Genomic DNA, 24,172 nt, shown 5'->3' with positions numbered 1-24,172 from the left:
TCGTGTCAGAGTCTCCTGAAATCACCCCGGAAGCGGTCGAAGCCGCGGTCGCCGATGCCCTCGCGGCCATCGCCGCAGCCGCCGACACCGCCGAGCTGAAGGCGGCCCGCGCCGCACACGTTGCCGACGGATCGCCGCTTGCCGTCCTGAACGCCTCGATGCGACAGGTCGCCCCCGAGAACAAGGCCGCGTTCGGCAAGCTCGTGGGGCAGGGGCGCGGGCAGGTGACGAAGGCGCTCGCCGCCAAGGAGGCCGAGCTCGCCGAGGCGGAGGTCGCTGCGCGACTCGAGGCCGAGCGCATCGACATCACGGCCGTGCCTTCTCGCACCCGCGTCGGTGCCCGGCACCCGCTCACGCTCCTCCAGGACCAGGTCTGCGACATCTTCGTCGGAATGGGCTGGGAGATCGCGGAGGGACCGGAGCTCGAGCACGAGTGGTTCAACTTCGACGCCCTGAACTTCGACGTCGATCACCCCGCGCGTCAGGAGCAGGACACGTTCTACGTGGACCCGACATCGCGCCATCTCGTGATGCGCACCCACACGAGTCCCGTGCAGGTGCGCTCGATGCTCGACCGCGAGGTGCCGATCTACGTGCTGTGCCCCGGGCGGGTGTACCGGACTGATGAGTTCGACGCCACGCACCTGCCGGTGTTCACCCAGTTCGAGGGCCTCGTGATCGACAAGGGCATCACGATGGCGCACCTCAAGGGCACACTCGACCACTTCGCGAAGCTGCTCTTCGGCCCCGAGGCCAAGACCCGCTTCCGCACCAACTACTTCCCCTTCACCGAGCCCTCCGCCGAGCTCGACCTGTGGCACCCGACCTTCAAGGGCGGCGCGCGCTGGATCGAGTGGGGCGGCTGCGGCATGGTCAACCCGAACGTGCTGCGCGCGGCTGGGATCGATCCGGAGGAGTACAGCGGCTTCGCGTTCGGTATGGGCATCGAGCGGGGCCTGATGTTCCGCAGCGACGTCCAGGACATGCGCGACATGGCCGAGGGCGATGTCCGATTCAGCGAGCAGTACGGGATGGTGGTGTGATGCGCGTCCCGCTTTCGTGGCTGCGTGAATACGTCGATCTGGCAGCGGATGCCACGCCCGAGGACGTCCTCGGCGCGCTGGTGACCGTCGGCTTCGAAGAGGAGGACGTGCACCGCTTCGACATCACGGGTCCCGTGGTGGTCGGACAGGTCGTGTCGCTCGAGGCCGAGCCGCAGTCCAACGGCAAGACCATCAACTGGTGCCAGGTGGATGTGGGCGAGGCGAACGGCGGCATCCGCGGCATCGTCTGTGGTGCGCACAACTTCGTGGCCGGTGACAAGGTCGTCGTGACGCTGCCCGGTGCCGTGCTGCCCGGCCCGTTCCCGATCGCCGCACGGAAGACCTACGGTCACGTTTCCGACGGCATGATCGCGTCCGCGCGGGAGCTGGGCCTCGGCGACGAGCACAACGGCATCGTCGTGCTGTCCGATCTCGGCATCGATGCTCCTGTCGGTACCGACGCGATCGCGCTGCTCGGTCTCGACGACGTGGCAGTGGAGATCAACGTCACGCCTGACCGCGGCTACGCGTTCTCGCTGCGCGGTGTGGCCCGCGAATACGCGCACGCCACCGGAGCAGACTTCCGCGATCCCGCCGAGCGTGACTTCGCCGAACTGCAGCCGGGCACCGGCCACACCACCGTGGTCGACGACACCGCGCCGGTCCGTGGCCGTGTCGGTGCGAGCGAGTTCGTGACCCGCGTCGTCCGGGGGGTCGACCCCTCGCGTCCGACTCCGCCATGGATGGTCGCGCGGCTCAGCCTCGCGGGCATGCGTTCGCTGGGCGTGCTGATCGACATCACCAACTACGTGATGCTCGAACTCGGCCAGCCGCTGCACGGATACGACCTCGACAAGCTCACCGGCGGCATCACCGTGCGGCGTGCGACCCCGGGCGAGAAGATGACCACGCTCGATGGCGTCGAGCGCGCGCTGCACGTGGAAGACCTGCTCATCACCGACGAGTCGGGTCCGATCGGCCTCGCCGGTGTCATGGGCGGCGGCACGACGGAGATGAGCGACACCACCAGGAACGTGCTCATCGAGGCCGCGACCTTCGACCCGACGACCATCGCCCGCTCGGCACGCCGTCACAAGCTGCCCAGCGAGGCGTCCAAGCGCTTCGAGCGCGGCGTCGACCCGCTCATCCCCTTCGCGGCCGCGCGCCGGGCGGCAGACCTGATGGTCGAGCTCGCCGGTGGCACGCTCACCGAGGAGGGTGGCGCACTGTTCGCCGAGGTCTTCGTCGGCGAGATCGAGCTCCCGGCCGGATTCGTGCAGGGTCTGATCGGCGTCGACTACACCGACGACGAGATCACCGGGGCGCTGACCACCATCGGCGCTGACGTCACCGCTTCCGAGACAGGGTCCGGCTGGATCGTGATCCCGCCGACCTGGCGTCCCGACCTGACCGACAAGTGGACGCTCGCCGAGGAGGTCGCCCGCATCCACGGGCTCGACCGCATCCCCTCGGTGCTGCCGACGCCGCCGTCCGGTCGCGGGCTCACCGCGCATCAGCAGGGTCGCCGTCGCGTGGCCGATGCCCTGGCCGCCGCGGGGCTCGTCGAGACACCGTCGTTCCCGTTCACCACCGAGGTGCAGAACGACCTGCACGGTTCCGCGTCGGGGGAGCACCTGCCGAGCATCCGCCTGGCGAATCCGCTCGATGGTCAGGCGCCCTCCCTGCGTCGATCGCTCATCCCCGGTCTGCTGCAGACCGCGCACCGCAACATCTCGCGCGGGCTCACCGACCTCGCGATCTTCGAGACGGGCGTCGTCTTCCTGCCCGAGCCCGGTGTGGAGTACGGTACGGAGGATGTGCCGCCCCTGGGGGAGCGCCCGTCGGAAGAGACGCTCGCCGCGCTGAACGCCTCGATCCCGCCGCAGCACCGGTTCGTCTCGGCGCTGCTCACCGGCCACGTGTCACCGCGCCAGCCCGGTCGCCCGGCCGAACCCGCCGGTCTGGTCGAGGCGCTGGACGCCGTCCGTGTGATCGCCGCCGCCGCCGGAGTCGAGATCGACGTCGTGCAGGCCGAGCGTGCCGCACTCCACCCCGGCCGCACCGGATCCCTCCGGATCGCCGAGGAAGAGGTCGGCTACGTCGGCGAGCTACACCCCGCGGTGGCGGAGGGCGCCGACCTCCCCGGCCGTGCGACCGTGTTCGAGCTGGACCTCGACCGCGTCCTGTCGCTCGCGGGCGGCCGTGTCGTGGCCGCGTCGCTGTCGACGTTCCCTGCTGCCACGCAGGACGTCTCGCTGACGTTGCCGGCCGAGGTTCCCGCCGCGGATGTGCAGGCGGCTCTCGCTGAGGGCGCCGGTGCGATGCTCGAGTCCGTGCGTCTCGTCGACGACTATCGCGGGGAGGGCGTGCCGGAAGGCTCCAAGAGCCTGACGTTCGCCCTGCGGTTCCGTGCCGACGACCGCACCCTCACCGCTGCGGAGGCCACCGAGGCCAAGCTCGCGGGCGTCGCGGTGGCGGCCGAACGGTTCGGGGCGGCGCTGCGCGACTGAGCACGACCTCGGGCGCAATCTGCTCTGAGCGGAAGCTCTTTCGCGTGTGGTCGATTCCTGCTGACATGGAGCCATGTCGGATGTGCTGATCCTCGGCGGTACGGGCTGGCTCTCGGGGCGGATCGCGCGTCGATGGGTCGATGCCGGTGCGGCAGTGACCTGTCTCGCCCGCGGAACACGACCTGCGCCCGAGGGTGCCGAGCTCGTGCGCGGAGACCGGGAGGCTGCCGAGGCGTACGACGCACTCGCACAGCGCGACTGGGACCATGTGGTCGACATCTCCTCGCAAGCGTCGCACGTCGCTCGTGCCGTCGACGCTCTCGGTGAGCGTGCCGCACGGTGGACGTATGTGTCCTCGATGTCGGTGTACGCCGATGATGAGACGGTCGGGGCCGACGAATCAGCTCCCCGTCATCCGCCCGCCCGTCCCGGAGACGTCTACGAGTACGGGGCGCAGAAGGCCGCGGCCGAAGACGCCGTCTCGGCGCTCGGAGCGCGGGCCTTCATCGTGCGCCCCGGGCTCATCGTCGGGGACGGAGATCCGAGCGACAGGTTCGGATACTGGGCGGCGGCGTTCACGCGCGCCGGCGCGGAGCCGGTGCTGCTGCCACCGCTCGAGGGGAGAGCTGCGCAGGTGATCGATGTCGACGACCTGGCCGAGTTCATCGTGACGGTGACTCGGAGCGGGGTGGTGAACGCGATCGGTGACAGGCATTCGCTCTCCGACGTGCTGGAGGCGGTACGTTCGGCAGCAGGGCACACCGGTGACACGGCCGTCGCCGACGAGGACTGGCTCGTCGCTCGGGAGGTCGAGCACTGGGCCGGACCGCGGTCGCTTCCACTGTGGCTGCCGCCGGAGATGACGGGATTCATGACGCGGTCCAACGCAGCGTTCCGTGCGTCGGGAGGCTCGCTCCGCGCCCTCGCCGACACGATCGGGCGGGTCATCGTCGACGAGCGCGCCCGCGGCGTCGATCGGCCGCGACGTGCCGGACTCACCCGGGCGGAGGAACGCGCGCTCCTGGCCGATCGCTAGACTGCGAGCAGTGACACGGGGTGCCGCATCCGCGGCTGAGAACAGACCCGTCGAACCTGATCTAGTTCGTACTAGCGAAGGGATGTCGCGATGAGCGATCTTCTGCGTCCTGAATCCACCACCGATCTCGTCGGCTCCGCCGCGGCGCTGTGGGAGGTGGTGCGTGAGGCTCCGCCCTTGACGCATTGCATCACCAACGCGGTCGTCACGGGGTTCACCGCCAACGTGCTGCTCGCCGCCGGTGCGGCACCCGCGATGGTCGACATCGTCGGCGAGGCCGAGCCGTTCGCCGGGGTCGCCTCCGGCCTGCTGATCAACCTCGGCACGCCCACGCCGGAGCAGCGGGCTGCGATCCTCGAAGCCGTCGCCGGCGCGACCGCGTCCGGGACACCGTGGGTGCTCGATCCGGTCGTGATCGGCACCCTGCCGATCCGCACGACGCTGGCGCATGACCTGGCCAATCAGCGCCCGACCGCGATCCGAGGCAACGCCTCCGAGATCCTCGCCCTCGCCGGAGTCAGCGCGGGTGGCCGAGGTGTCGACGCGACGGACAGTACGGATGCCGCTGCCGACGCTGCGGCTGCCCTGGCGACGAGGACGGGTGCCGTGGTCGCGGTCTCGGGTCCGGTCGATCTCCTCACCGACGGCGAGCGGGTCCTGCGACTCGCGAACGGTCATGAGCTCCTGACCAGGGTCACCGGCGGCGGTTGTGCCCTCGGCGCAGTCATGGCCGCGCTCCTCGGCGCCGCCAGGGTGACGGGGCACGATGCGCTCACGGCGGTCGCCGCCGCGAGCCTCGGATACACGATCGCCGCCGAGCATGCCGCAACGACAGCACGGGGTCCGGGCAGTTTCGCGGTATCGCTGCTGGATGCACTCGCAGCGCTGCGCCCGGAAGACCTCGTCGCCGAGGCTCGCGTCGAGAGCGGTGCGCGGTGACCGCCGATCTCTCGCTCTATCTCGTGACCGATCCCGAACTCTGCGGTGATCGTGGTGTCGTCGAGACCGTCAGTCAGGCTGTGGAGGGTGGTGTGCGCGTCGTCCAGGTGCGGGACAAGACGGCGACGGAGGCCGAGATCGTCGAACAGCTGATCGCGGTGTCGCGGGCGATCGACGGACGGGCGCTCCTCGTCGTGAACGACCGCTTGGATGCTGCCGTCGCCGCCCGCGAACGGGGTGCGCGCGTCGACGGCGTGCATCTGGGGCAGGGCGATGCGTCCGTGCGGCGGGCGCGCGAGGTACTCGGACCCGATGCGCTGATCGGCCTCACGGCGAACAGTGCCGCGCACCTCGAGGCCGTGCTCGCGCTGCCGGTGGGGACGGTCGACTACCTGGGTGTCGGCGTGATCCGGCCCACCGCGACGAAACCGGATCACCCGGCGCCGCTCGGAGTCGACGGATTCCGTGACTTCGTCGCACGCAGTCCGCTCCCGTGCGTCGCGATCGGCGGCGTGGGGCTCGACGATGCCGAGGCACTGCGGGATGCCGGTGCAGCCGGCATCGCCGTGGTCTCGGCGCTGTGCGCGGCGGAAGACCCTGCGGCGACCGCCCGTGCTTTCCGGCGGCGGTGGCTCGCAGGTTCGGTTCCGCGTGTGCTGAGCATCGCCGGGAGCGACCCGTCCGGTGGCGCAGGGATCCAGGCCGACATCAAGTCGATCGCGGCCAACGGCGGATACGGCATGGCCGTGCTCACCGCGCTGACCGCGCAGAACACCCAGGGCGTGCGCGGTGTGCACGTGCCGCCGGCAGAGTTCCTCCGCGACCAACTCGACGCGGTGTCGGATGACATCGTGATCGACGCGGTGAAGATCGGGATGCTCGCCGACGCCGAGGTTATCCGGACGGTCGCTGCGTGGCTCGATCGGGTCCGTCCGCCCATCGTCGTCCTCGATCCGGTGATGGTGGCGACTTCGGGGGATCGGCTCCTGCAGCCGGATGCGGAGCGGGAACTGCGGGATCTGCTCCGTCGCGCCACGCTCGTGACTCCGAACCTGGCCGAGCTCGCCGTCCTGTCGGGGCGCGACGTCGGGGACTGGCCGGAGGCGATCGCCGCCGCGGAAGACCTGTCGACGGATGTCGGGGTCGCCGTGCTGGTCAAGGGCGGACATCTCGCGGGGAACGACGCCCCGGACGCGCTGATCGACGCTCGTCACGGGCGACGTCAGGAGTACAGCGGGGCGCGTATCGTCACCTCGAGCACCCACGGCACCGGCTGCTCGCTCTCCTCCGCCCTCGCCACGCTGTTGGCACGGGGTCTGGAGCCGGAGCACGCGGTCCGCGCGGCGCGGAGCTGGCTGCGTGAATCGCTCCGTGCGGGGGAGGCACTGCGGGTGGGGCGCGGGCACGGCCCCATCAACCACTTCGCCGGACTGTGGGAACGGGCGGACACGACGAGCGGAGTCGCTGCGTCGGAGGTCGCCGCCTCGGACGTCCCTGCCTCGGAGGTCGCATCCGAGTGGTGGCAGCGCATCGCCGACATCCGCGCACAGATCGACGAGTTGCCGTTCATCCGTGCTCTTGCTGACGGCTCGCTGGAGCGCGAGCCCTTCCTCTCGTACCTCGCGCAGGATGCCCTGTACCTGCGCGAGTACGCCCGGGTGCTGTCGGAGGCGGCGCGACGAGCCCCGACGTCGGCTGAGCAGGCGTTCTGGGCACACTCCGCCCACGGGTCCATCGTGGGCGAGCTCGAACTCCATGCCTCGTGGTTGACGCCGCAGCAGGGGGTGAGCGCGGCGACGTTCGCCGCGGAACCGTCGGCGGCGACCACGGCCTACCTCGATCACCTCAGGTCGGTCGCATTCGGCGGGGACTACGCCGAGATCGTCGCAGCCGTCCTTCCCTGCTTCTGGCTCTACACCGACCTCGGCCGGCGCCTGCATGCCGGGGAGTTCGGCGAGTATGCGCGGGATCCGCAGCATCCCTTCGCCTCCTGGCTCGCGACATACGCCGACCCTGCGTTCGAGGAGGCGACCGAGACGGCGATCCTCTACGCCTCCGGAGCAGCCGCACGGGCGGACGCCGCGACCCGCGCGAGGATGAGCCGCGTGTTCGAGGTCTCGAGCGCGCACGAGCTGGCCTTCTTCGCCGCGCCGATGGAGTTCTCGCCCGCCGGATGACGGCCCGGATTTGCGGTGGCCGCCGGGGCCGCGCTACTGTCGCGACATGCCTTCGGCCGCCACCGCTTCTCCGACGCTCGCTCCGAGCGTCATCGCTGTGCGCCGACGCCGCGGCCGCCGACTGTAGGCGACCCCGCCCTCCTGCCTGCCCCCTTGCGGCGGTGAGTGCCGGTGTCGCCGCCTCCGGCCCCGCCCCTCGGTCCTCCTTTCGAGGAAGACCCGACCGTTAAGGTAGAAGCATGACGTATTCCGTCGCCGTCTCCGGCGCATCCGGCTACGCAGGCGGCGAGATCCTACGCCTCCTGGCAGACCATCCCGACATGGAGATCCGCACCGTCACGGCGCATTCGAACGCCGGGCAACCCCTCGTCGATCACCAGCCGCACCTGCGCTCCCTGGCGCACCTCACGCTGCAGGAGACCACACCGGACATCCTGTCCGGCCACGACATCGTTTTCCTGGCGCTCCCGCACGGGCAGTCCGGTCAGTACACCGACGCGTTGGGCGACACCCCGCTCGTGATCGACGCCGGAGCCGACCATCGGCTCACGTCGGCCGCGGCCTGGGACGCGTTCTACGGCGGCGCGTTCCATGAGGCGTGGACCTACGGCGTGCCGGAGCTCCTGGTCGACGGCGTGAAGCAGCGCGAGCACCTCCGGGGTGCGACGCGCATCGCCGCTCCCGGCTGCAACGCCTCCACCGTGAGCCTCAGCCTCGCCCCGGGAGTGGCCGCCGGGGTCATCGACGCCTCCGACATCGTCTCGGTGCTGGCGGTCGGCCCGTCCGGTGCGGGGAAGAGCCTCAAGACGAATCTCCTGGCGAGCGAGATCCTCGGATCCGCGAACCCGTATGCCGTCGGTGGAACCCACCGGCACATTCCCGAGATCCGTCAGGCGCTCGCCGCAGCCTCGGGCGCAGACCCCGACGGCATCCGGATCTCCTTCACCCCGGTGCTGGTCCCGATGTCGCGCGGCATCCTCGCGACCTCGACGGCGCCGATCGCGTCCGGCGCGACCGATGCGCAGATCCGGGACGCCTGGCAGAGCGCGTACGGGGATGAGACCTTCGTGCAGCTGCTCCCGGAAGGACGATTCCCGCGGACCGCCGACGTGGTCGGCGCGAACACCGCACTGATCGGTCTCGCGATCGACCGTTCCGCCAACCGCGTCACCGTGGTCACCGCCGTCGACAACCTCGTCAAGGGCACCGCCGGCGCTGCCATCCAATCCATGAACATCGCGCTGGGACTGCCCGAGGCCCGCGCCCTCTCACTGAACGGAGTCGCGCCGTGAGCGTCACCGCCCCCGCAGGATTCGAAGCGGCCGGTGTCGCCGCAGGACTCAAGTCGACAGGCAAGCCGGACGTGGCCGTCGTCGTCAACCGGGGACCGCGCAAGGTCGGCGCCGCCGTCTTCACCAGCAACCGTGCCAAGGCGAATCCGATCATCTGGTCGCAGCAGGCCGTGGCCGATCGCGTCGTCGAAGCCGTCGTGCTCAACTCCGGAGGGGCGAACTGCTTCACCGGCTCCTTCGGCTTCCAGACGACCCACCAGACCGCGGAGAAGGCAGCCGAACTCCTCGGTGTCAGCGCCGGCGATGTGCTGATCTGCTCCACGGGGCTCATCGGCACCGGAGACGAGACCTTCCGGGCGAGGGTGCTCGCCGGCACGGAGCAGGCGATCGCCGAGCTCAGCGCAGACGGCGGGGACGACGCCGCTCACGCGATCATGACCACGGACACGGTCGCGAAGACGGCGGTGATCAGCCGCGACGGCTGGACCATCGGCGGCATGGCCAAGGGGGCCGGAATGCTCGCGCCCGGACTCGCCACGATGCTCGTGGTGATCACGACCGATGCCGTCCTCGAACCGCTGCAGGCCGACGAGGCCCTGCGCCGCGCGACCGGGAAGACGTTCGACCGGCTCGATTCGGACGGGTGCATGTCGACCAACGATCAGGTCACGCTTCTCGCCAACGGTGCCTCGGAGGTAGCCCCGGACCTCGAGGACTTCGCCGCCGCCCTCAGGGAACTGTGTCAGGAACTCGCGCTGAAGCTGCAGGGTGACGCGGAAGGCGCGAGCCACGACATCACGATCGAGGTCCGGCAGGCGGTGTCCGAGCAGGACGCGGTCGAGGTCGGCCGGTCCGTGGCACGCAACAACCTCTTCAAGGCGGCGATCTTCGGCAACGACCCGAACTGGGGACGTGTGCTCGCCGCGATCGGCACCACGAACGCGCAGTTCGATCCCTATGACGTCGACGTCTGGATGAACGGCGTCCGCGTGTGCACCGAAGGCGGTCCCGACCGTCCGCGGGAAGAGGTCGACCTCACCCCGCGCGCCACCCACGTCGTGATCGATCTGAAGTCGGGCGAGGCCGCGGCCACGGTGCTCACCAACGACCTCACGCACGATTACGTGCACGAGAACAGCGCGTACGCCTCATGACCGACATCCAGGACACTCCGGCCGAGGTCGCCGCGCAGAAGGCCACGACCCTCATCGAGTCCCTCCCGTGGCTGAAGAAGTTCCGCGATCAGATCGTCGTCATCAAGTACGGCGGCAACGCGATGGTCTCGGAAGAGCTGCAGGACGCCTTCGCGCAGGACATCGCGTATCTCCGGTACGTCGGCGTGCTGCCGGTCGTCGTCCACGGCGGCGGTCCGCAGATCTCGAACATGCTGGAGCGACTCGAGATCCCGAGCGAGTTCAAGGGCGGATACCGCGTCACCAATACCGAGGCGATCAGCGTCGTGCGCATGGTGCTCACCGGTCAGGTGAACCCGCAGCTCGTCTCCAAGATCAACTCCCATGGGCCGATCGCCACCGGGCTCAGTGGTGAGGACGCCGGTCTCTTCGGCGGACGCCGTCGCGGCGTCGTGATCGACGGAGAAGAGGTCGATCTCGGACGCGTCGGCGATGTCGTCGAAGTCGACCCGACCCCGGTGCACGACCACCTCGTGGCCGGGCGCATCCCCGTGGTCTCGAGCATCGCGCCCGACCTCGACCACCCCGGTCAGTCGCTGAACGTCAACGCGGATGCCGCGGCGGCGGCGCTGGCGGTTGCTCTGAACGCCCGCAAGCTCGTGATCCTCACCGACGTGCCCGGACTCTACGCCGATTGGCCGAACCGCGACTCGCTCGTCTCGCACCTCACATCGGAGGCTCTCATCGACATGCTTCCGACGCTCGAGTCGGGGATGATCCCGAAGATGCGCGCGTGTCTCGATGCGGTCGAGGGCGGCGTCGATGCCGCGGCGATCATCGACGGACGGGTGCCGCATTCGGTGCTCGTCGAACTCTTCACCAGCAAAGGAATCGGGACCGAAGTGGTCCTGGGAAGGAATGAGGTGACGGCATGACCGTCTGGCAGGACGATGCGGCACGCGATCTCGTGCTCAACGCGGGGGAGCGGCTCGCGCTGCTGGTCCGCGGCGAGGGTTCGTACCTGTGGGATGCCGACGGCCGACGCCACCTCGATTTTCTCGCGGGAATCGCGGTGACCTCCCTCGGGCATGCGCACCCGGCCTTCGTGCAGGCGGTGTCGGCCCAGGCGGCGACGCTCGCCCACGTATCGAACTACTTCGCCACTCCGCCCCAGCTCGCCCTCGCCGCACGTCTCAAGCGTCTCGCCGGTGCCGGAATCGACGGACGCGTGTTCTTCTCGAACTCCGGTGCGGAAGCGAACGAAGCCGCGTTCAAGCTCGCCCGTCTGCACGGCGGCGTCGAGCGGCCGCGCATCCTCGCGCTCGAGAACGGCTTCCACGGACGCACCATGGGCTCGCTCGCCCTGACGGCGAAGACCTCCATGCGCGCGCCCTTCGAGCCGATGCCGGGTGGCGTCGAGCACATTCCGGCCACGATCGAGGCGCTGCAGGCGGCGATGGATGATCGGGTGGCCGCCGTCATCGTCGAGCCCATCCAGGGCGAGGCCGGTGTGGTCGAGCTGCCGGAGGGCTACCTCGCCGCTGCACGCTCGCTGACCCTCGCGCACGGCGCGCTGCTGATCGTCGACGAGATCCAGACCGGTGCCGGCCGCACGGGCGCATGGTTCGGGTTCAGTCATGAGGGCATCACGCCCGACGCGATCACCCTGGCCAAGGGCATCGGTGGTGGCTTCCCGATCGGTGCTCTGGTCACCTACGGTTCCGCCAGCGCGCTCTTCACGCCGGGGTCCCACGGCTCCACCTTCGGGGGGAACCCGCTCGCGACCGCGGTCGCCGACGCGGTGCTCGCCGAGATCGAGAGTGCCGGGCTGGTCGAGAACGCCGCCCGCCGGGGCGCCGAGCTGCGTGAGTTCCTGCTCGGCATGGACTCCCCGCTCGTCGACGGCGTGCGCGGACGCGGTCTGCTCATCGGCGTGGCGCTGTCCGCGCCGGTGGCCGGAGCCGTGGTCGCCGCTGCTCAGGAGCGCGGCCTCATCGTCAACGCCGCCAATCCGGAGACGGTCCGCATCGCGCCCGCCCTCACGATCGGTGACGCCGAGCTCGCAGAGTTCCGTGAGTTGTTCACCGCTGCCCTCGCCGACGTACAGGCTTCCCTCTCCGGAAAGGTATCCGCATGACCCGCCACCTGCTGCGTGACGATGACCTGACGCCCGCCGAGCAGGCCGAGATCCTCGACCTCGCCCTCGAACTGAAGAAGGACCGCTGGGCGGACAAGAGTCTTGCGGGGCCGCAGACCGTCGCGGTGATCTTCGACAAGTCCTCGACGCGCACTCGGGTGTCGTTCGCGGTGGGCATCGCCGACCTCGGTGGCTCGCCGCTCATCATCTCCACCGCCAGCAGTCAGCTCGGGGGCAAGGAGACACCGTCCGACACCGCACGGGTGCTGGAGCGCCAGGTCGCCGCGATCGTCTGGCGCACCTACGCGCAGTCCGGACTCGAGGAGATGGCCGCCGGCACGCGCGTGCCGGTGATCAATGCGCTCTCCGACGACTTCCACCCCTGCCAGCTGCTCGCTGATCTGCTGACGATTCGTGAGCACAAGGGCGAGTTGAAGGGTCTCACGCTCACGTTCTTCGGTGATGGGCAGAGCAACATGGCGCACTCCTACGCCCTCGCCGGCGTGACGGCGGGGATGCACGTGCGCATCGCGTCGCCCGAGGACTATGCACCGCGCGCCGACGTCATCGAGGCAGCCGACCGCCGTGCGGCCGAGACCGGCGGATCGATCACGCTGTACACCGACGCGGTCGAGGCCGCCGCCGGGGCCGACGTGGTCGTGACCGACACCTGGGTCTCGATGGGCAAGGAGGAGGAGAAGATCGCGCGCATCCGTGACCTCGGCGGCTACAAGGTCACCCCCGAGACGATGACGCTCGCCGACCCGGAGGCGATCTTCATCCACTGCCTCCCGGCGGACCGCGGCTACGAGGTCGATTCCTCGGTCATCGACGGACCGCAGAGCGTCGTCTGGGATGAAGCAGAGAACCGGCTGCATGCGCAGAAGGCGCTTCTCGTGTGGCTGCTCGGCAAGAAGGACGCGTGATGACCGACTCGACGCATGAAGGCACCAACGAAGGGGCGCTCTGGGGCGCACGTTTCGCCACCGGGCCCTCGCCCGAGCTGGTCGAGCTCAGCCGTTCCACGCATTTCGACTGGATCCTCGCTCCGTACGACATCGCCGGCTCGCATGCCCATGCGACCGCGCTCGAGGCCGCGGGATACCTCGAACCCGACGAGGCACGACGGATGCACGAGGGGCTGGATGCCGTGGCTCGCCGTGTCGCAGACGGTTCCCTCCGCCCGGTGCCGACGGACGAGGATGTGCACGGTGCGCTCGAGCAGGCACTGATCGCCGAGCTGGGACCGGAGCTGGGCGGGCGTCTGCGTGCGGGTCGCAGCCGCAACGACCAGATCGCGACGCTCGTGCGCATGTATCTGATCGACCACGCTCGGGTCATCGCACGAGACATCCTGCGCGTCGTCGACGCACTGGTCGCCCAGGCGGAGGCGCACCCGACGGCGATCCTCCCCGGGCGCACCCATCTGCAGCACGCACAGCCCGTCCTGCTCGCCCACCACCTGCAGGCGCACGGGTGGCCGCTGGTGCGGGAGCTGGAACGGCTCGTGGATTGGCGTCGCCGCGCCGGTGTCTCGCCCTACGGCGGGGGAGCGCTGGCGGGTTCCACGCTCGGTCTCGATCCCGTGCTCGTGGCGACGGAGCTGGGCCTCGACCGCCCGGCCGAGAACTCGCTCGACGGCACTGCCGCTCGTGACGTCGTCGCGGAATTCGCCTTCATCACGGCGATGACCGGTGTCGATCTCTCGCGCCTCTCGGAGGAGATCATCCTCTGGAACACCCGCGAGTTCGGCTTCGTCACCCTCGACGACGGGTACTCGACCGGTTCCAGCATCATGCCGCAGAAGAAGAACCCCGACATCGCCGAGCTTGCCCGGGGCAAGTCCGGCCGTCTCATCGGCAACCTGTCGGGGCTGCTGGCCACGTTGAAGGGCCTCCCGCTCGCGTACAACCGCGATCTGCAGGAGGACAAGGAGCCGGTCTTCGATTCGGTGCAGACGCTGGAGGTCGTGCTCCCCGCGTTCGCCGGCATGATCGCGACGCTCCGCTTCGACACCGCGCGGATGGCGGAACTCGCACCGCAGGGCTTCTCGCTCGCGACCGACGTCGCCGAGTGGCTCGTGAAGCGCCGGGTGCCCTTCCGCGACGCCCATGAGATCTCGGGTGCGCTCGTGCGCGCGTGCGAGGAGCAGGGGATCGGACTGGAGGACGCTTCCGATGAGCTGCTGCTCTCGGTGTCCCCGCATCTCGTGCCCGAGGTGCGTGAGGTCCTCACGATCGAGGGTTCGGTCGGATCGCGGACCGGCGTCGGCGGCACCGCTCCGGAGCGGGTCGCCGAGCAGCGCGCCGAGCTCATCGCTCGCGCGCAGGCGGCCGCCCACGCCCTCGGCCTCTAGTCGACGGCGGGGCCGCCGGCCCGCAGCGGATCAGTGGAGGTCGGTGTCTGCCGACGACCGTTCCCACCGGGTGAACCGGACCGTGAGTCCGCTGCGCGTCGGCGCGGCGAGGAACGGTCCGGCGGATGCCGTCGCCGTGCCGTCGAACGGGGCGACCCGAACGAGACGCCACGGTCCGTCATCGGCACGGGCGCGCACGATCACGGAGTCCGCCCAGCGGCTGACGCGTACCGTGATCTCACTCTCGAGCCACTCATCGACGTGACCGACCGACCAGTCGGAGCCCCCGGCGGTGACCACGGCGCCGAGTCCGAGGTGATCGTCGGCGTACTCCAGACCGGTCTTGATCCAGTGCTCGTCGTCGATCCGCACGAAGACACCCGCCTGGTCGAACTGTCCGTCCCAGGGCGCGCGGAACGACACCTCCATCGCCTCGCCGACCGCGAGGGGTGCGAGCAGGGCGTGCTCGGTGTCGTGCACGAAGCCGTAGGCGGTGTGCCGCCAGGCGTCGCTGCCCTCCACGGCGGTGATGTCGAGGGGAGCCGAGCCGTCGGGGAGACCGGAGGGGGAAGCGGGGGCGGTGGTCCATGTCCCCTGGGACCAGGGGATGATGTGCGATTCAGGCATGTTCGCAGAATATAGCCATTTAGAGCATAAGTCGAGAGTTATGCGTGTTATGGTTATGCCATGGTCATCGCGGTACTCGCAGACATCGTGGGCTCTCGCCGGCTCGACGATCGCACCGCCGCGCAGCACGTCCTCGACGACACCATAGCCAGGGTCGAGGTCGACTTCCCGCTGGCCGCGCAGCCGCTCACGCCCACCGTAGGAGACGAGCAACAGGGTGTCTACCTCGATCTGAGCGACGCGATGGTGTCGCTCCTGATGATCCAGCTGCGGCTGCCGGACGGTATCGCCTTCCGGTTCGGGATCGGGGTGGGGGAGGTGCGTCAGGTCGAATCCGTCCATCGCGAGCTCGCGGACGGGCCCGGCTGGTACGCGGCCCGCGCCGCGATCGAGACCGTGCATGAGCGCGAGGGTCGCGCCGTGCCGCGCACGCGGTCCTGGATTGTCGGAGCCCCGGGGCAGGATGAGGTCATGGAGAGCACGATCGCCGCATCGAACGCCTACCTCCTCGTCCGCGACGAGCTGGTCGGCGCGATGAGCGAGCGGGAACGGCGACTCACCTACGGCCGTCTGCTGGGTCGATCGCAGCAGGAGCTCGCGGCCGAGGAAGGGATCACGCAGCCCAGCGTCTCGAAGTCGCTGCGCACCGCGGGCACGGCCGCGCTCATCGAGGGAGTGGCCGCGCTCCGAGGGGAGCGCGCATGATCGTCGCCGGCTTCATCCTGCTGGCGGTCGGCGCCGCCGACCTGGTGCGTCAATCCGCCCCGCGCCGGTGGATCGGCTACCTCACCGTCACCGTGGTCCTGCTCCTGCTCGGCAGCGTCAGCGACGCGCTTCTCCCCATGGCGCTCGCGCTGGTGGTCGGAGCGCTCTGGGTGTGGAGCATGCCCACTGAGCGCCCCGCCCCTCTGGGGTTCTGGCCCGCCGTCCTGCTCGCGGTCGTGAGCGTCGGTGCCGTCGTCGGGTTCGGTGCTCGTCCAGACGCCGGCCTGATCGGCGCGGTCTGGCGCCTCCGGTCACCGTTCGGAGAGGTCCCCTTCGATCTTGCTCTGCTGGCACTGGGCGCCGGGGTGTTCCTCCTGGAATCCGCGAACCTCGTGGTCCGTGCGGCGCTCGACGGGGAGCACACCTGGCGCCCGGCAGACCCGGCCGCGACGCCGGTGACAGCGGTCGCCGACACCGCCGCCGCCGCAGAAACCGCCGCCGCCAGTGAAACTGCCGCCGCCACGGAGACAGATGATGAGGTGGCGTCAGCACCCCGCGATCCTCGCGGCGGATTCAAGGGCGGACGACTGATCGGACCGCTGGAGCGCATCCTCGTCCTGATCCTCACTCTCGCTGCGGCGTATCCGATCCTCGCCGCGATGCTCGCCGCGAAGGGCATCGTCCGATTCCCAGAGATTTCCCGCGACGGCGAAACCGGTGCTCGGGCGGAGTACTTCCTCGTCGGCAGCCTCGTCAGCTGGGTGATCGCCCTCGGCGCCGCTTTCCTGGTCTGGTGGGCGGCGCACAGCTGACGGAGTCAGCTCGACGACCGGTACCAGTCCAGCTTCTCCTGGAGACGCCGCTGCTGCGCGAGAACGTCGGCGAGTTGCTTCTCGACTGTTGCGGCGTGCTCTTCGAGAAGAGCTATCCGCTCCGGAACGGTGTCGTCGCGCTGGCAGAGCTGGCCGTAGCGACGCAGGCGTTCCACCGGCATACCGGTCTCCCGGAGGCACTTGAGGAACTCCAGGAGTCCGAGCTCGGTATCGGTGTACGCGCGATGGCCGCCGGCCGTGCGAGACACCGCGGGCAGGATGCCCTCGCGTTCGTAGTAGCGCAGTGTATCGATGCTGAAACCGGAGCGTGCCGCAGCCTCCGCCGGCGTGTACGTGGTCATGGTCCGAGCATAGAGCTTGACCTGGAGCGCACTCCAGGTTGCAGAGTGAGGTCATGACCACTCGGAACACCCCTGTATCCCCGCTCGTCCTGGGAGCGATGTCCTTCGGCACACTCGTCGATGAGGAGACCTCGTTCGCTCTGCTCGACCGCTTCGTCGAGCGCGGAGGAGTCTGGATCGACACCGCCGACTGCTACAGCTTCTGGGCGAGCGACACGGGGCAGGGCGGAGCGTCCGAGGAGGTGCTCGGACGGTGGCTCGCGGCGCGACCACATGCGCGGCGGCAGATCCGCATCTCGACCAAGGTCGGCGCCGAGCCCCTGTGGCCGGGGTCGTGGCCCGAGCACCGGGCCGGGCTCTCTCCGCGTGCGATCCGCGCTGCCGTCGAGGGGAGCCTCGAGCGTTTGGGAATCGACCGGATCGATCTGCTCTGGCTCCACCAGGAGGATCGGACGGTGGCGATCGAGGAGACCGTGGATGCTCTCGCGGCGCTCACCGCCGACGCCACCGTGAGCCGCGTCGGCGCCTCGAACCACCCGGCCTGGCGCATCGAGCGTGCCCGTGCGCACGCGAAGTCCCTCGGAAGCACCCCCATCGACGCGTTCCAGCTGAACAGCACGTACCTGCGCACGCGCCCGGGCACGCTTCCGCCCGGGGTGGCCCATCCCTTCGGCGTGCTGAGCGACGAGCAGCGGGACTTCGCGGTGGCGAACGGGATCGAGATCTGGGCGTACACCCCGCTGCTCTCCGGCGCCTACGACAACCCCGCGAAGCCCGTGCCCGAGGTGTATGAGCACCCGGGAACCGCACGTCGGCTCGCCGCGCTGGATGAGGTCTCGGACGCACGGGGTCTCGGACGGGGTCAGATCGTGCTGGCATGGCAGCTCGCGCGGGGCATCCGCCCGATCCTCGGTGGCAGCAAGCTCGACCAGCTGGAGGTCGCGATGGACGCCGCCGCGATCGCCCTGTCCGTCGACGAGATCGCACTCCTCGACGGACCGCTGTGAGGCGATTCGCCCCTGCCCGCGCTGATAGCCTGGAGCGCGTGTCAACTGCTGATCTGACGACCGCACCCCAGGCGATCGACCCCACGTTCGAGAACGTGTGGGACGAGCTCGTGTGGCGTGGCCTGGTCCATGTGTCCACCGACCAGGAGGCGCTGCGCGCCCTTCTCGCAGGGGACCCGATCACGTATTACTGCGGGTTCGACCCGACGGCACCCAGCCTGCACCTCGGCAATCTCGTGCAGCTGCTGACGCTGCGCCGCATCCAGCTCGCCGGTCACAAGCCGCTCGGGCTCGTCGGCGGATCGACCGGACTCATCGGCGACCCCCGCCCCACGGCGGAGCGCACCCTGAACACGCGGGAGACCGTCGAGGAGTGGGTCGGGCGCCTGCGGACGCAGGTCGAGCGCTACCTCAGCTTCGAGGGGGACAACGCGGCTCGCATCGTCAACAACCTGGACTGGACCGCGCCGCTGAGCGCGATCGATTTCCTGCGCGAGATCGGCAAGTACTTCCGCGTCGGGACGATGTTGAAGAAGGATGCGGTCGCCGCGCGCCTCAACTCCGACGAAGGCATCAGCTACACCGAGTTCAGTTACCAGATCCTTCAGGGGATGGACTTCCTCGAGCTGTACCGCCAGTACGACTGCGTCCTGCAGACGGGTGGATCCGACCAGTGGGGCAACCTCACCAGCGGCACCGACCTGATCCGTCGCGCCGAAGGCGTCTCCGTGCATGCGATCGGCACCCCGCTGATCACGAACAGCGATGGGACCAAGTTCGGCAAGAGCGAAGGGAACGCCATCTGGCTCGATGCCGCGATGTGCAGCCCGTACCGCATGTACCAGTTCTGGCTCAGCACGGCGGACAGTGACGTCATCGACAGGCTCAAGGTCTTCACGTTCCTCGGCAGGGCCGAGGTCGAGGAGTACGCCGCGCTCGTCGAGACGGAGCCGTTCCGTCGCGCCGCTCAGAAGCGTCTCGCGCTCGAGGTGGTCGCGACCGTGCACGGCATCGATGCGACGGCAGCTGTGATCGCCGCATCCGAGGCACTGTTCGGGCAGGGGGACCTGACTGCGCTCGATGCCGGCACGCTCCGCACCGCGCTCGAGGAACTCCCGAATGCCACGGTCGCCGCGGATACCCCGGTGACTGAAGCGCTGGTGGCGACCGGACTCGTGGCGAGCCTCTCCGAGGCTCGGCGTGCGATCGGCCAGGGTGGCGTGACGCTGGACGGCGAACGCGTGGAAGACGACGGCGCCACCGTCCGGGGGACGCTCCCCGGAGGCGTGTCGGTGCTGCGTCGCGGCAAGAAGACCCTCGCCGGCGTCTTCATCGGCTGATCCAGACGGATGCCGTTCACTCCCAGCCACGCGCTCGTCGCGCTGCCGTTCGTGCGGACGCCCCTGGTGCCCGCGGCGATCGCGATCGGTGCGATGACCCCGGATCTTCCGCTGTTCGTGCGGGGCGTCGGACTGAACTACACCTTCACCCACACGTTCGGGAACGTGCTGTGGACGGCGCTGCTCGCGTTCGTCCTGTTCCTGGTGTGGCGTGTGCTGTTGCGCCCGGCAGTACCCGAGCTCGCTCCGCTCTGGCTGGCCCGCCGACTTCCCCGTGAGTGGAGTGAAGGTGGGTCCGTCGCGGCGGGACGTGCCGTCGGGGTGGGGGAGAAGCGCTCTTATCCGGTCCTTCTCGCGGTGTCGTTCCTGATCGGTGTGCTCTCACACATCGTGTGGGACCTGTTCACGCATGAGGGCCGATGGGGGGTGCAGCAGATCCCCGCTCTCGATGAGATGTGGGGCCCGCTTCCCGGGTTCAAGTGGCTTCAGCACGGATCGAGCCTGATCGGTCTCGCGATCATCGGGATCTGGGCGTTGCTCTGGCTCCGTCGTCGTGTGCCGCGGCTGGACACCGCGCAATCGATCCCGCACGGGGTCCGCCTGGCGTGGTGGGTGTCGCTGCCGGTCATCCTGGTCGGAGCCTGGGCGGTGGGTCTCGCCGTGTTCGGTCCGCTCGATGCGGAGTTCACGGTTCAGCACCTCGCTTACCGTGTGCTGCCTCCGGCGTGTGCACTCTGGGGCGTGATCACCGTGGTGCTCTGCGTCGTGCTCGCGGTGCGCGGGCGTCGTCACCAGCGGGGCTGATCCGACCCCCAGGGGTGGGGAGCGTCGAACTCGAATCCTGGCAGCGCCGGACGTGCGGTCGTGAGGCTCGTGTCTCCGAGGACGAAGCGGGCGACGTGAGGATCGACGTCGAAGCCGCGTGCCGCGTTCGACTGCCGACGTCGCGGCATCAGGAGGAGTTCTGCGGCGACCCGGCGCAGCGATGTCCGAACGACCCACGAGCCATCCGGGCGAGGGGGACGCTGTCGAAGCAGCGTCGTCACCGCTGCCGCGAGGAGGTAACCGGCGCTGTGATCGAGGGCCTGCACGGGGAGTGCCCCCGGGCGGTCGCCATCGGGAGATTCGATGAGCGCGATGCCGGACGCGGCTTGGACCAGGCTGTCGAACCCGGCCCGATCCGGATGCTCCGTGCCCCAAGCGCTGAGTTGGGCGACCACCAGCCCGGGGTGGCGGCGGGCGAGCTCCGCTGGATTCAGCCCGAGCCGATCGAGCGCGGCCGGACGGTATCCGAGGACGACGGCATCGGCCCGCTCGATCAGCTCCTCAAGCTGCGGGTCACGCGCATCCAGCACCGCAGACCGCTTGCCGTGTCCCGTGTCGAGATGCTGCCATTCCGGTTCGGGCAGCTGCGGCGGATCGATCCGCAGGACATCGGCACCGAGCAGCGCGAGTGTCCGCGTGCACACGGGGCCGGCGATCACCCTCGTCAGGTCGAGTACGCGCATTCCCTGGAGGGGGCGGTGCTCTGAACGGGCATCGGCCGGTGTCGAGCGCGACGAGGGGGAGGGCGACACCGCCTCCACGCGGTTGATCTCGAGCAGCGGGCGCGCACCGAGGAGCCGGTCGGTCGCGGGGGCCTCCGCCATCACCCGAACGGCCAGGCCTCCCGCGGCCGTGATGGCGGCGACGGCCGGTGCGCTCTGTTGTTCCGCGAGCACGTCGCGAACCGCCTCGGCACCTGCCCCTTCCCGCAGGCCGAGACCTGCGCGCAGGCGGGCCGCGTGATGGGGGTAGTTCCCGTGGGTGCGGATCCAGCCGTCGGAGGTTCGCCAGAACCCGGAGTACGGCGACCACACCGGCGGAGCGGCGCCGTCGACGGTGAGCACACGGTCGCTTCCGTACGCGACGGCGACCCGCGCGGGGTCGAGGGCCTCGGGTGAGCGACCGGCGGCGACCATCACGGCGCTGACACTGGCACAGGCGAGAGCGGCGGTGTCCAGCCGCGAGGAGAGCGGGACGACAGGGAGCGCCGCAGACGACCGGTCAGTGACCGCGATGCCGAGCTCGCCGAGCACACGCTCGAACAGCGCACCGCCGTCACGCGAGCCCCGACGATCGTCGTCATCTGCATGTGCGAGCGCCGTCTCGAGGAGCGGCTCATCCGGGGGCGTGGGCATGGCGCGATCGTACTCCGCAGCACCTGACGCAGCCGAAACATCCCCTGATCCGGTGGAAACCTGACGGGCGAGGCGTCGACACGCCCGGGCGGTGGCCCTCGATTTGCCAGAACCCGGGAACCCACGTAACTTATTACTTGTTCGCCCCACAGGGACGCGGAGGAGCCGAGAGCTTCACCCCCCTCAAGCGGAGAACGAATCCCTTCCACTCTCTCTTGAGAGATCTGGCGCTTGCGTCTAGGATAGGGAGTCCACCTTTCTGCGGCTGTCAACAGCTGCGCTGCGGATCACTGATCTGCACGGCGCGCCGATTTGACAAGCGGGACAGGGTGGCTAAGATAGAGAAGTTGCCCTGCGGGCCTGGTTGTGATGACTGGGTCGTGGGAGCATCCGATCCTTGAGAACTCAACAGCGTGCACTTGTCAAATGCCAAATTATCCTCGTCTAGCTTCGGCTGGGTGAGAATTCCTTTGGATCAAAGACCAGCCCTTCCGGGGGCTGGCAATGGATGAAGTCAGCAATGAATTTGTCTCTTTGGTCAGCATCAAACTCGCTGCGTTCATCGTTTTCCCGGTGTTCGTATGCATTTCTTTTTTACGGAGAGTTTGATCCTGGCTCAGGATGAACGCTGGCGGCGTGCTTAACACATGCAAGTCGAACGGTGAACACGGAGCTTGCTCTGTGGGATCAGTGGCGAACGGGTGAGTAACACGTGAGCAACCTGCCCCTGACTCTGGGATAAGCGCTGGAAACGGCGTCTAATACTGGATATGTGACGTGATCGCATGGTCTGCGTCTGGAAAGAATTTCGGTTGGGGATGGGCTCGCGGCCTATCAGCTTGTTGGTGAGGTAATGGCTCACCAAGGCGTCGACGGGTAGCCGGCCTGAGAGGGTGACCGGCCACACTGGGACTGAGACACGGCCCAGACTCCTACGGGAGGCAGCAGTGGGGAATATTGCACAATGGGCGCAAGCCTGATGCAGCAACGCCGCGTGAGGGACGACGGCCTTCGGGTTGTAAACCTCTTTTAGCAGGGAAGAAGCGAAAGTGACGGTACCTGCAGAAAAAGCGCCGGCTAACTACGTGCCAGCAGCCGCGGTAATACGTAGGGCGCAAGCGTTATCCGGAATTATTGGGCGTAAAGAGCTCGTAGGCGGTTTGTCGCGTCTGCTGTGAAATCCGGAGGCTCAACCTCCGGCCTGCAGTGGGTACGGGCAGACTAGAGTGCGGTAGGGGAGATTGGAATTCCTGGTGTAGCGGTGGAATGCGCAGATATCAGGAGGAACACCGATGGCGAAGGCAGATCTCTGGGCCGTAACTGACGCTGAGGAGCGAAAGGGTGGGGAGCAAACAGGCTTAGATACCCTGGTAGTCCACCCCGTAAACGTTGGGAACTAGTTGTGGGGTCCATTCCACGGATTCCGTGACGCAGCTAACGCATTAAGTTCCCCGCCTGGGGAGTACGGCCGCAAGGCTAAAACTCAAAGGAATTGACGGGGACCCGCACAAGCGGCGGAGCATGCGGATTAATTCGATGCAACGCGAAGAACCTTACCAAGGCTTGACATATACGAGAACGGGCCAGAAATGGTCAACTCTTTGGACACTCGTAAACAGGTGGTGCATGGTTGTCGTCAGCTCGTGTCGTGAGATGTTGGGTTAAGTCCCGCAACGAGCGCAACCCTCGTTCTATGTTGCCAGCACGTAATGGTGGGAACTCATGGGATACTGCCGGGGTCAACTCGGAGGAAGGTGGGGATGACGTCAAATCATCATGCCCCTTATGTCTTGGGCTTCACGCATGCTACAATGGCCGGTACAAAGGGCTGCAATACCGTGAGGTGGAGCGAATCCCAAAAAGCCGGTCCCAGTTCGGATTGAGGTCTGCAACTCGACCTCATGAAGTCGGAGTCGCTAGTAATCGCAGATCAGCAACGCTGCGGTGAATACGTTCCCGGGTCTTGTACACACCGCCCGTCAAGTCATGAAAGTCGGTAACACCTGAAGCCGGTGGCCTAACCCTTGTGGAGGGAGCCGTCGAAGGTGGGATCGGTAATTAGGACTAAGTCGTAACAAGGTAGCCGTACCGGAAGGTGCGGCTGGATCACCTCCTTTCTAAGGAGCATCTGACGCTTCGGCGTCCAGAACCCAGATCGAAGGCATACGTTCTTCGCTGGGAGCTCATGGGTGGAACATTTGACATGGCATCGAGATCTGATCTTGGAATGAGTACGCCGCTTGCGGTTGGAAGGTTCTGGGTGAGGGGGTCGGTGCCTGCACGCTGTTGGGTCCTGAGGGACCGGATGCGCTTTGACCTTCGGGTTGGAAGCATTTGGTTACTCTGGGCCTTTCGTTGTTTCCCCGGTGGGGAAGCGGTGAGGGGTACCGCCCGTACTTTGAGAACTACACAGTGGACGCGAGCATCTTGCAGCAGCCTTCGGGTTGTTGCACAAGATGATCTTAAAGATCATTAGTCAATTTCTGATTCAGTCTTCGGACTGGTCGGGTTTTTGA

19 protein-coding genes, 1 rRNA gene and 1 riboswitch are annotated in these 24,172 nt (G+C 68.3%); of the genes, 17 read left to right on the top strand and 3 right to left on the bottom strand.

Translation table 11 applies throughout. From position 1 onward, the window contains the following. Nucleotides 1–2 precede the first annotated feature (2 nt). The 11 genes from pheS (at nt 3) to argH (ending at nt 14,623) form a co-directional block, all read left to right on the top strand. Nucleotides 3–1,043, top strand: a complete 1,041-nt coding sequence (gene pheS, locus LRQ07_RS11555; protein WP_047524337.1) for a phenylalanine--tRNA ligase subunit alpha — start codon at nt 3–5, stop codon at nt 1,041–1,043. After that, nucleotides 1,043–3,553, top strand: a complete 2,511-nt coding sequence (pheT, locus tag LRQ07_RS11550) for a phenylalanine--tRNA ligase subunit beta (RefSeq protein WP_256534698.1) — start codon at nt 1,043–1,045, stop codon at nt 3,551–3,553. Before pheS ends, pheT begins: the two co-directional genes overlap by 1 nt. A gap of 73 nt (nt 3,554–3,626) precedes the next feature. Next, nucleotides 3,627–4,589 (top strand): NAD-dependent epimerase/dehydratase family protein, encoded by a 963-nt coding sequence (locus tag LRQ07_RS11545; RefSeq protein ID WP_256534697.1) that lies wholly within the window; start codon nt 3,627–3,629, stop codon nt 4,587–4,589. Nucleotides 4,590–4,595: 6 nt separating this feature from the next. Next, nucleotides 4,596–4,689: riboswitch (TPP riboswitch) on the top strand. Next, nucleotides 4,680–5,528 (top strand): hydroxyethylthiazole kinase, encoded by an 849-nt coding sequence (thiM, locus tag LRQ07_RS11540; protein ID WP_256534696.1) that lies wholly within the window; start codon nt 4,680–4,682, stop codon nt 5,526–5,528. (Overlaps the previous riboswitch by 10 nt.) Further along, entirely contained in the window at nt 5,525–7,705 is a 2,181-nt protein-coding gene (locus tag LRQ07_RS11535; RefSeq protein WP_256534695.1) for a bifunctional hydroxymethylpyrimidine kinase/phosphomethylpyrimidine kinase, read from the top strand. Before thiM ends, LRQ07_RS11535 begins: the two co-directional genes overlap by 4 nt. Nucleotides 7,706–7,944: 239 nt before the next feature. Further along, complete coding sequence (gene argC, locus LRQ07_RS11530) at nt 7,945–8,997, top strand: N-acetyl-gamma-glutamyl-phosphate reductase (protein WP_256534694.1); 1,053 nt, start codon at nt 7,945–7,947, stop codon at nt 8,995–8,997. After that, the gene (argJ, locus tag LRQ07_RS11525; protein ID WP_256534693.1) at nt 8,994–10,151 is read left to right on the top strand and encodes a bifunctional glutamate N-acetyltransferase/amino-acid acetyltransferase ArgJ; all 1,158 of its coding nucleotides are present in this window, start codon (nt 8,994–8,996) and stop codon (nt 10,149–10,151) included. The genes argC and argJ overlap by 4 nt, the downstream gene beginning before the upstream one ends. Next, nucleotides 10,148–11,065 carry an acetylglutamate kinase gene (gene argB, locus LRQ07_RS11520; protein ID WP_232763629.1) on the top strand — a complete coding sequence of 306 codons (918 nt, stop codon included), beginning with the start codon at nt 10,148–10,150 and terminating at the stop codon, nt 11,063–11,065. The genes argJ and argB overlap by 4 nt, the downstream gene beginning before the upstream one ends. Further along, nucleotides 11,062–12,267, top strand: coding sequence for an acetylornithine transaminase (locus tag LRQ07_RS11515; RefSeq protein WP_256534692.1), 1,206 nt, complete (start codon nt 11,062–11,064; stop codon nt 12,265–12,267). Before argB ends, LRQ07_RS11515 begins: the two co-directional genes overlap by 4 nt. Then, entirely contained in the window at nt 12,264–13,193 is a 930-nt protein-coding gene (argF, locus tag LRQ07_RS11510) for an ornithine carbamoyltransferase (protein WP_131492602.1), read from the top strand. Before LRQ07_RS11515 ends, argF begins: the two co-directional genes overlap by 4 nt. Further along, nucleotides 13,193–14,623, top strand: a complete 1,431-nt coding sequence (gene argH, locus LRQ07_RS11505) for an argininosuccinate lyase (RefSeq protein ID WP_131492600.1) — start codon at nt 13,193–13,195, stop codon at nt 14,621–14,623. Before argF ends, argH begins: the two co-directional genes overlap by 1 nt. 30 nt (nt 14,624–14,653) lie before the next feature. On the opposite strand, the gene LRQ07_RS11500 is transcribed toward argH, so the two are convergent. After that, entirely contained in the window at nt 14,654–15,250 is a 597-nt protein-coding gene (locus LRQ07_RS11500) for a DUF1349 domain-containing protein (protein WP_256534691.1), read from the bottom strand. A 60-nt stretch (nt 15,251–15,310) separates the two neighbouring features. Between LRQ07_RS11500 and LRQ07_RS11495 the strand changes: the two genes are divergently transcribed. Together LRQ07_RS11495 and LRQ07_RS11490 are read left to right on the top strand one after the other, a co-directional pair. Beyond that, the gene (locus LRQ07_RS11495) at nt 15,311–15,955 is read left to right on the top strand and encodes a SatD family protein (RefSeq protein WP_134351652.1); all 645 of its coding nucleotides are present in this window, start codon (nt 15,311–15,313) and stop codon (nt 15,953–15,955) included. Beyond that, entirely contained in the window at nt 15,952–16,767 is an 816-nt protein-coding gene (locus LRQ07_RS11490) for a hypothetical protein (protein WP_256534690.1), read from the top strand. The genes LRQ07_RS11495 and LRQ07_RS11490 overlap by 4 nt, the downstream gene beginning before the upstream one ends. 5 nt (nt 16,768–16,772) lie before the next feature. On the opposite strand, the gene LRQ07_RS11485 is transcribed toward LRQ07_RS11490, so the two are convergent. After that, complete coding sequence (locus LRQ07_RS11485) at nt 16,773–17,129, bottom strand: MerR family transcriptional regulator (RefSeq protein ID WP_248541345.1); 357 nt, start codon at nt 17,127–17,129, stop codon at nt 16,773–16,775. Nucleotides 17,130–17,182: 53 nt separating this feature from the next. Here LRQ07_RS11485 and LRQ07_RS11480 point away from each other — a divergent pair, with 53 nt between their 5' ends. From LRQ07_RS11480 to LRQ07_RS11470, 3 genes are read left to right on the top strand one after another with little or no spacing between them, the layout of a single operon-like run. After that, complete coding sequence (locus LRQ07_RS11480) at nt 17,183–18,136, top strand: aldo/keto reductase (RefSeq protein ID WP_256534689.1); 954 nt, start codon at nt 17,183–17,185, stop codon at nt 18,134–18,136. A 38-nt stretch (nt 18,137–18,174) separates the two neighbouring features. Beyond that, nucleotides 18,175–19,476 carry a tyrosine--tRNA ligase gene (gene tyrS, locus LRQ07_RS11475; RefSeq protein WP_256534688.1) on the top strand — a complete coding sequence of 434 codons (1,302 nt, stop codon included), beginning with the start codon at nt 18,175–18,177 and terminating at the stop codon, nt 19,474–19,476. A gap of 9 nt (nt 19,477–19,485) precedes the next feature. Continuing rightward, nucleotides 19,486–20,280 (top strand): DUF4184 family protein, encoded by a 795-nt coding sequence (locus tag LRQ07_RS11470; protein ID WP_256534687.1) that lies wholly within the window; start codon nt 19,486–19,488, stop codon nt 20,278–20,280. On the opposite strand, the gene LRQ07_RS11465 is transcribed toward LRQ07_RS11470, so the two are convergent. Further along, on the bottom strand, nt 20,265–21,656 hold the full coding sequence (locus LRQ07_RS11465; RefSeq protein WP_256534686.1) for a CoA transferase: 1,392 nt from the start codon (nt 21,654–21,656) through the stop codon (nt 20,265–20,267). The two genes, LRQ07_RS11470 and LRQ07_RS11465, sit on opposite strands and share 16 nt — an antisense overlap. Before the next feature lie 593 nt (nt 21,657–22,249). Between LRQ07_RS11465 and LRQ07_RS11460 the strand changes: the two genes are divergently transcribed. After that, nucleotides 22,250–23,773 (top strand): 16S ribosomal RNA (locus LRQ07_RS11460). The last annotated feature ends 399 nt before the right edge of the window (nt 23,774–24,172 follow it).

This window comes from Microbacterium sp. J1-1, assembly GCF_024498615.1.
In the GTDB taxonomy this organism is placed as follows: Bacteria; Actinomycetota; Actinomycetes; order Actinomycetales; family Microbacteriaceae; genus Microbacterium; species Microbacterium aurugineum.
The sequence above is the reverse complement of the archived record's forward strand: the minus strand, read 5'-3'. Positions and strand labels throughout refer to the sequence as shown.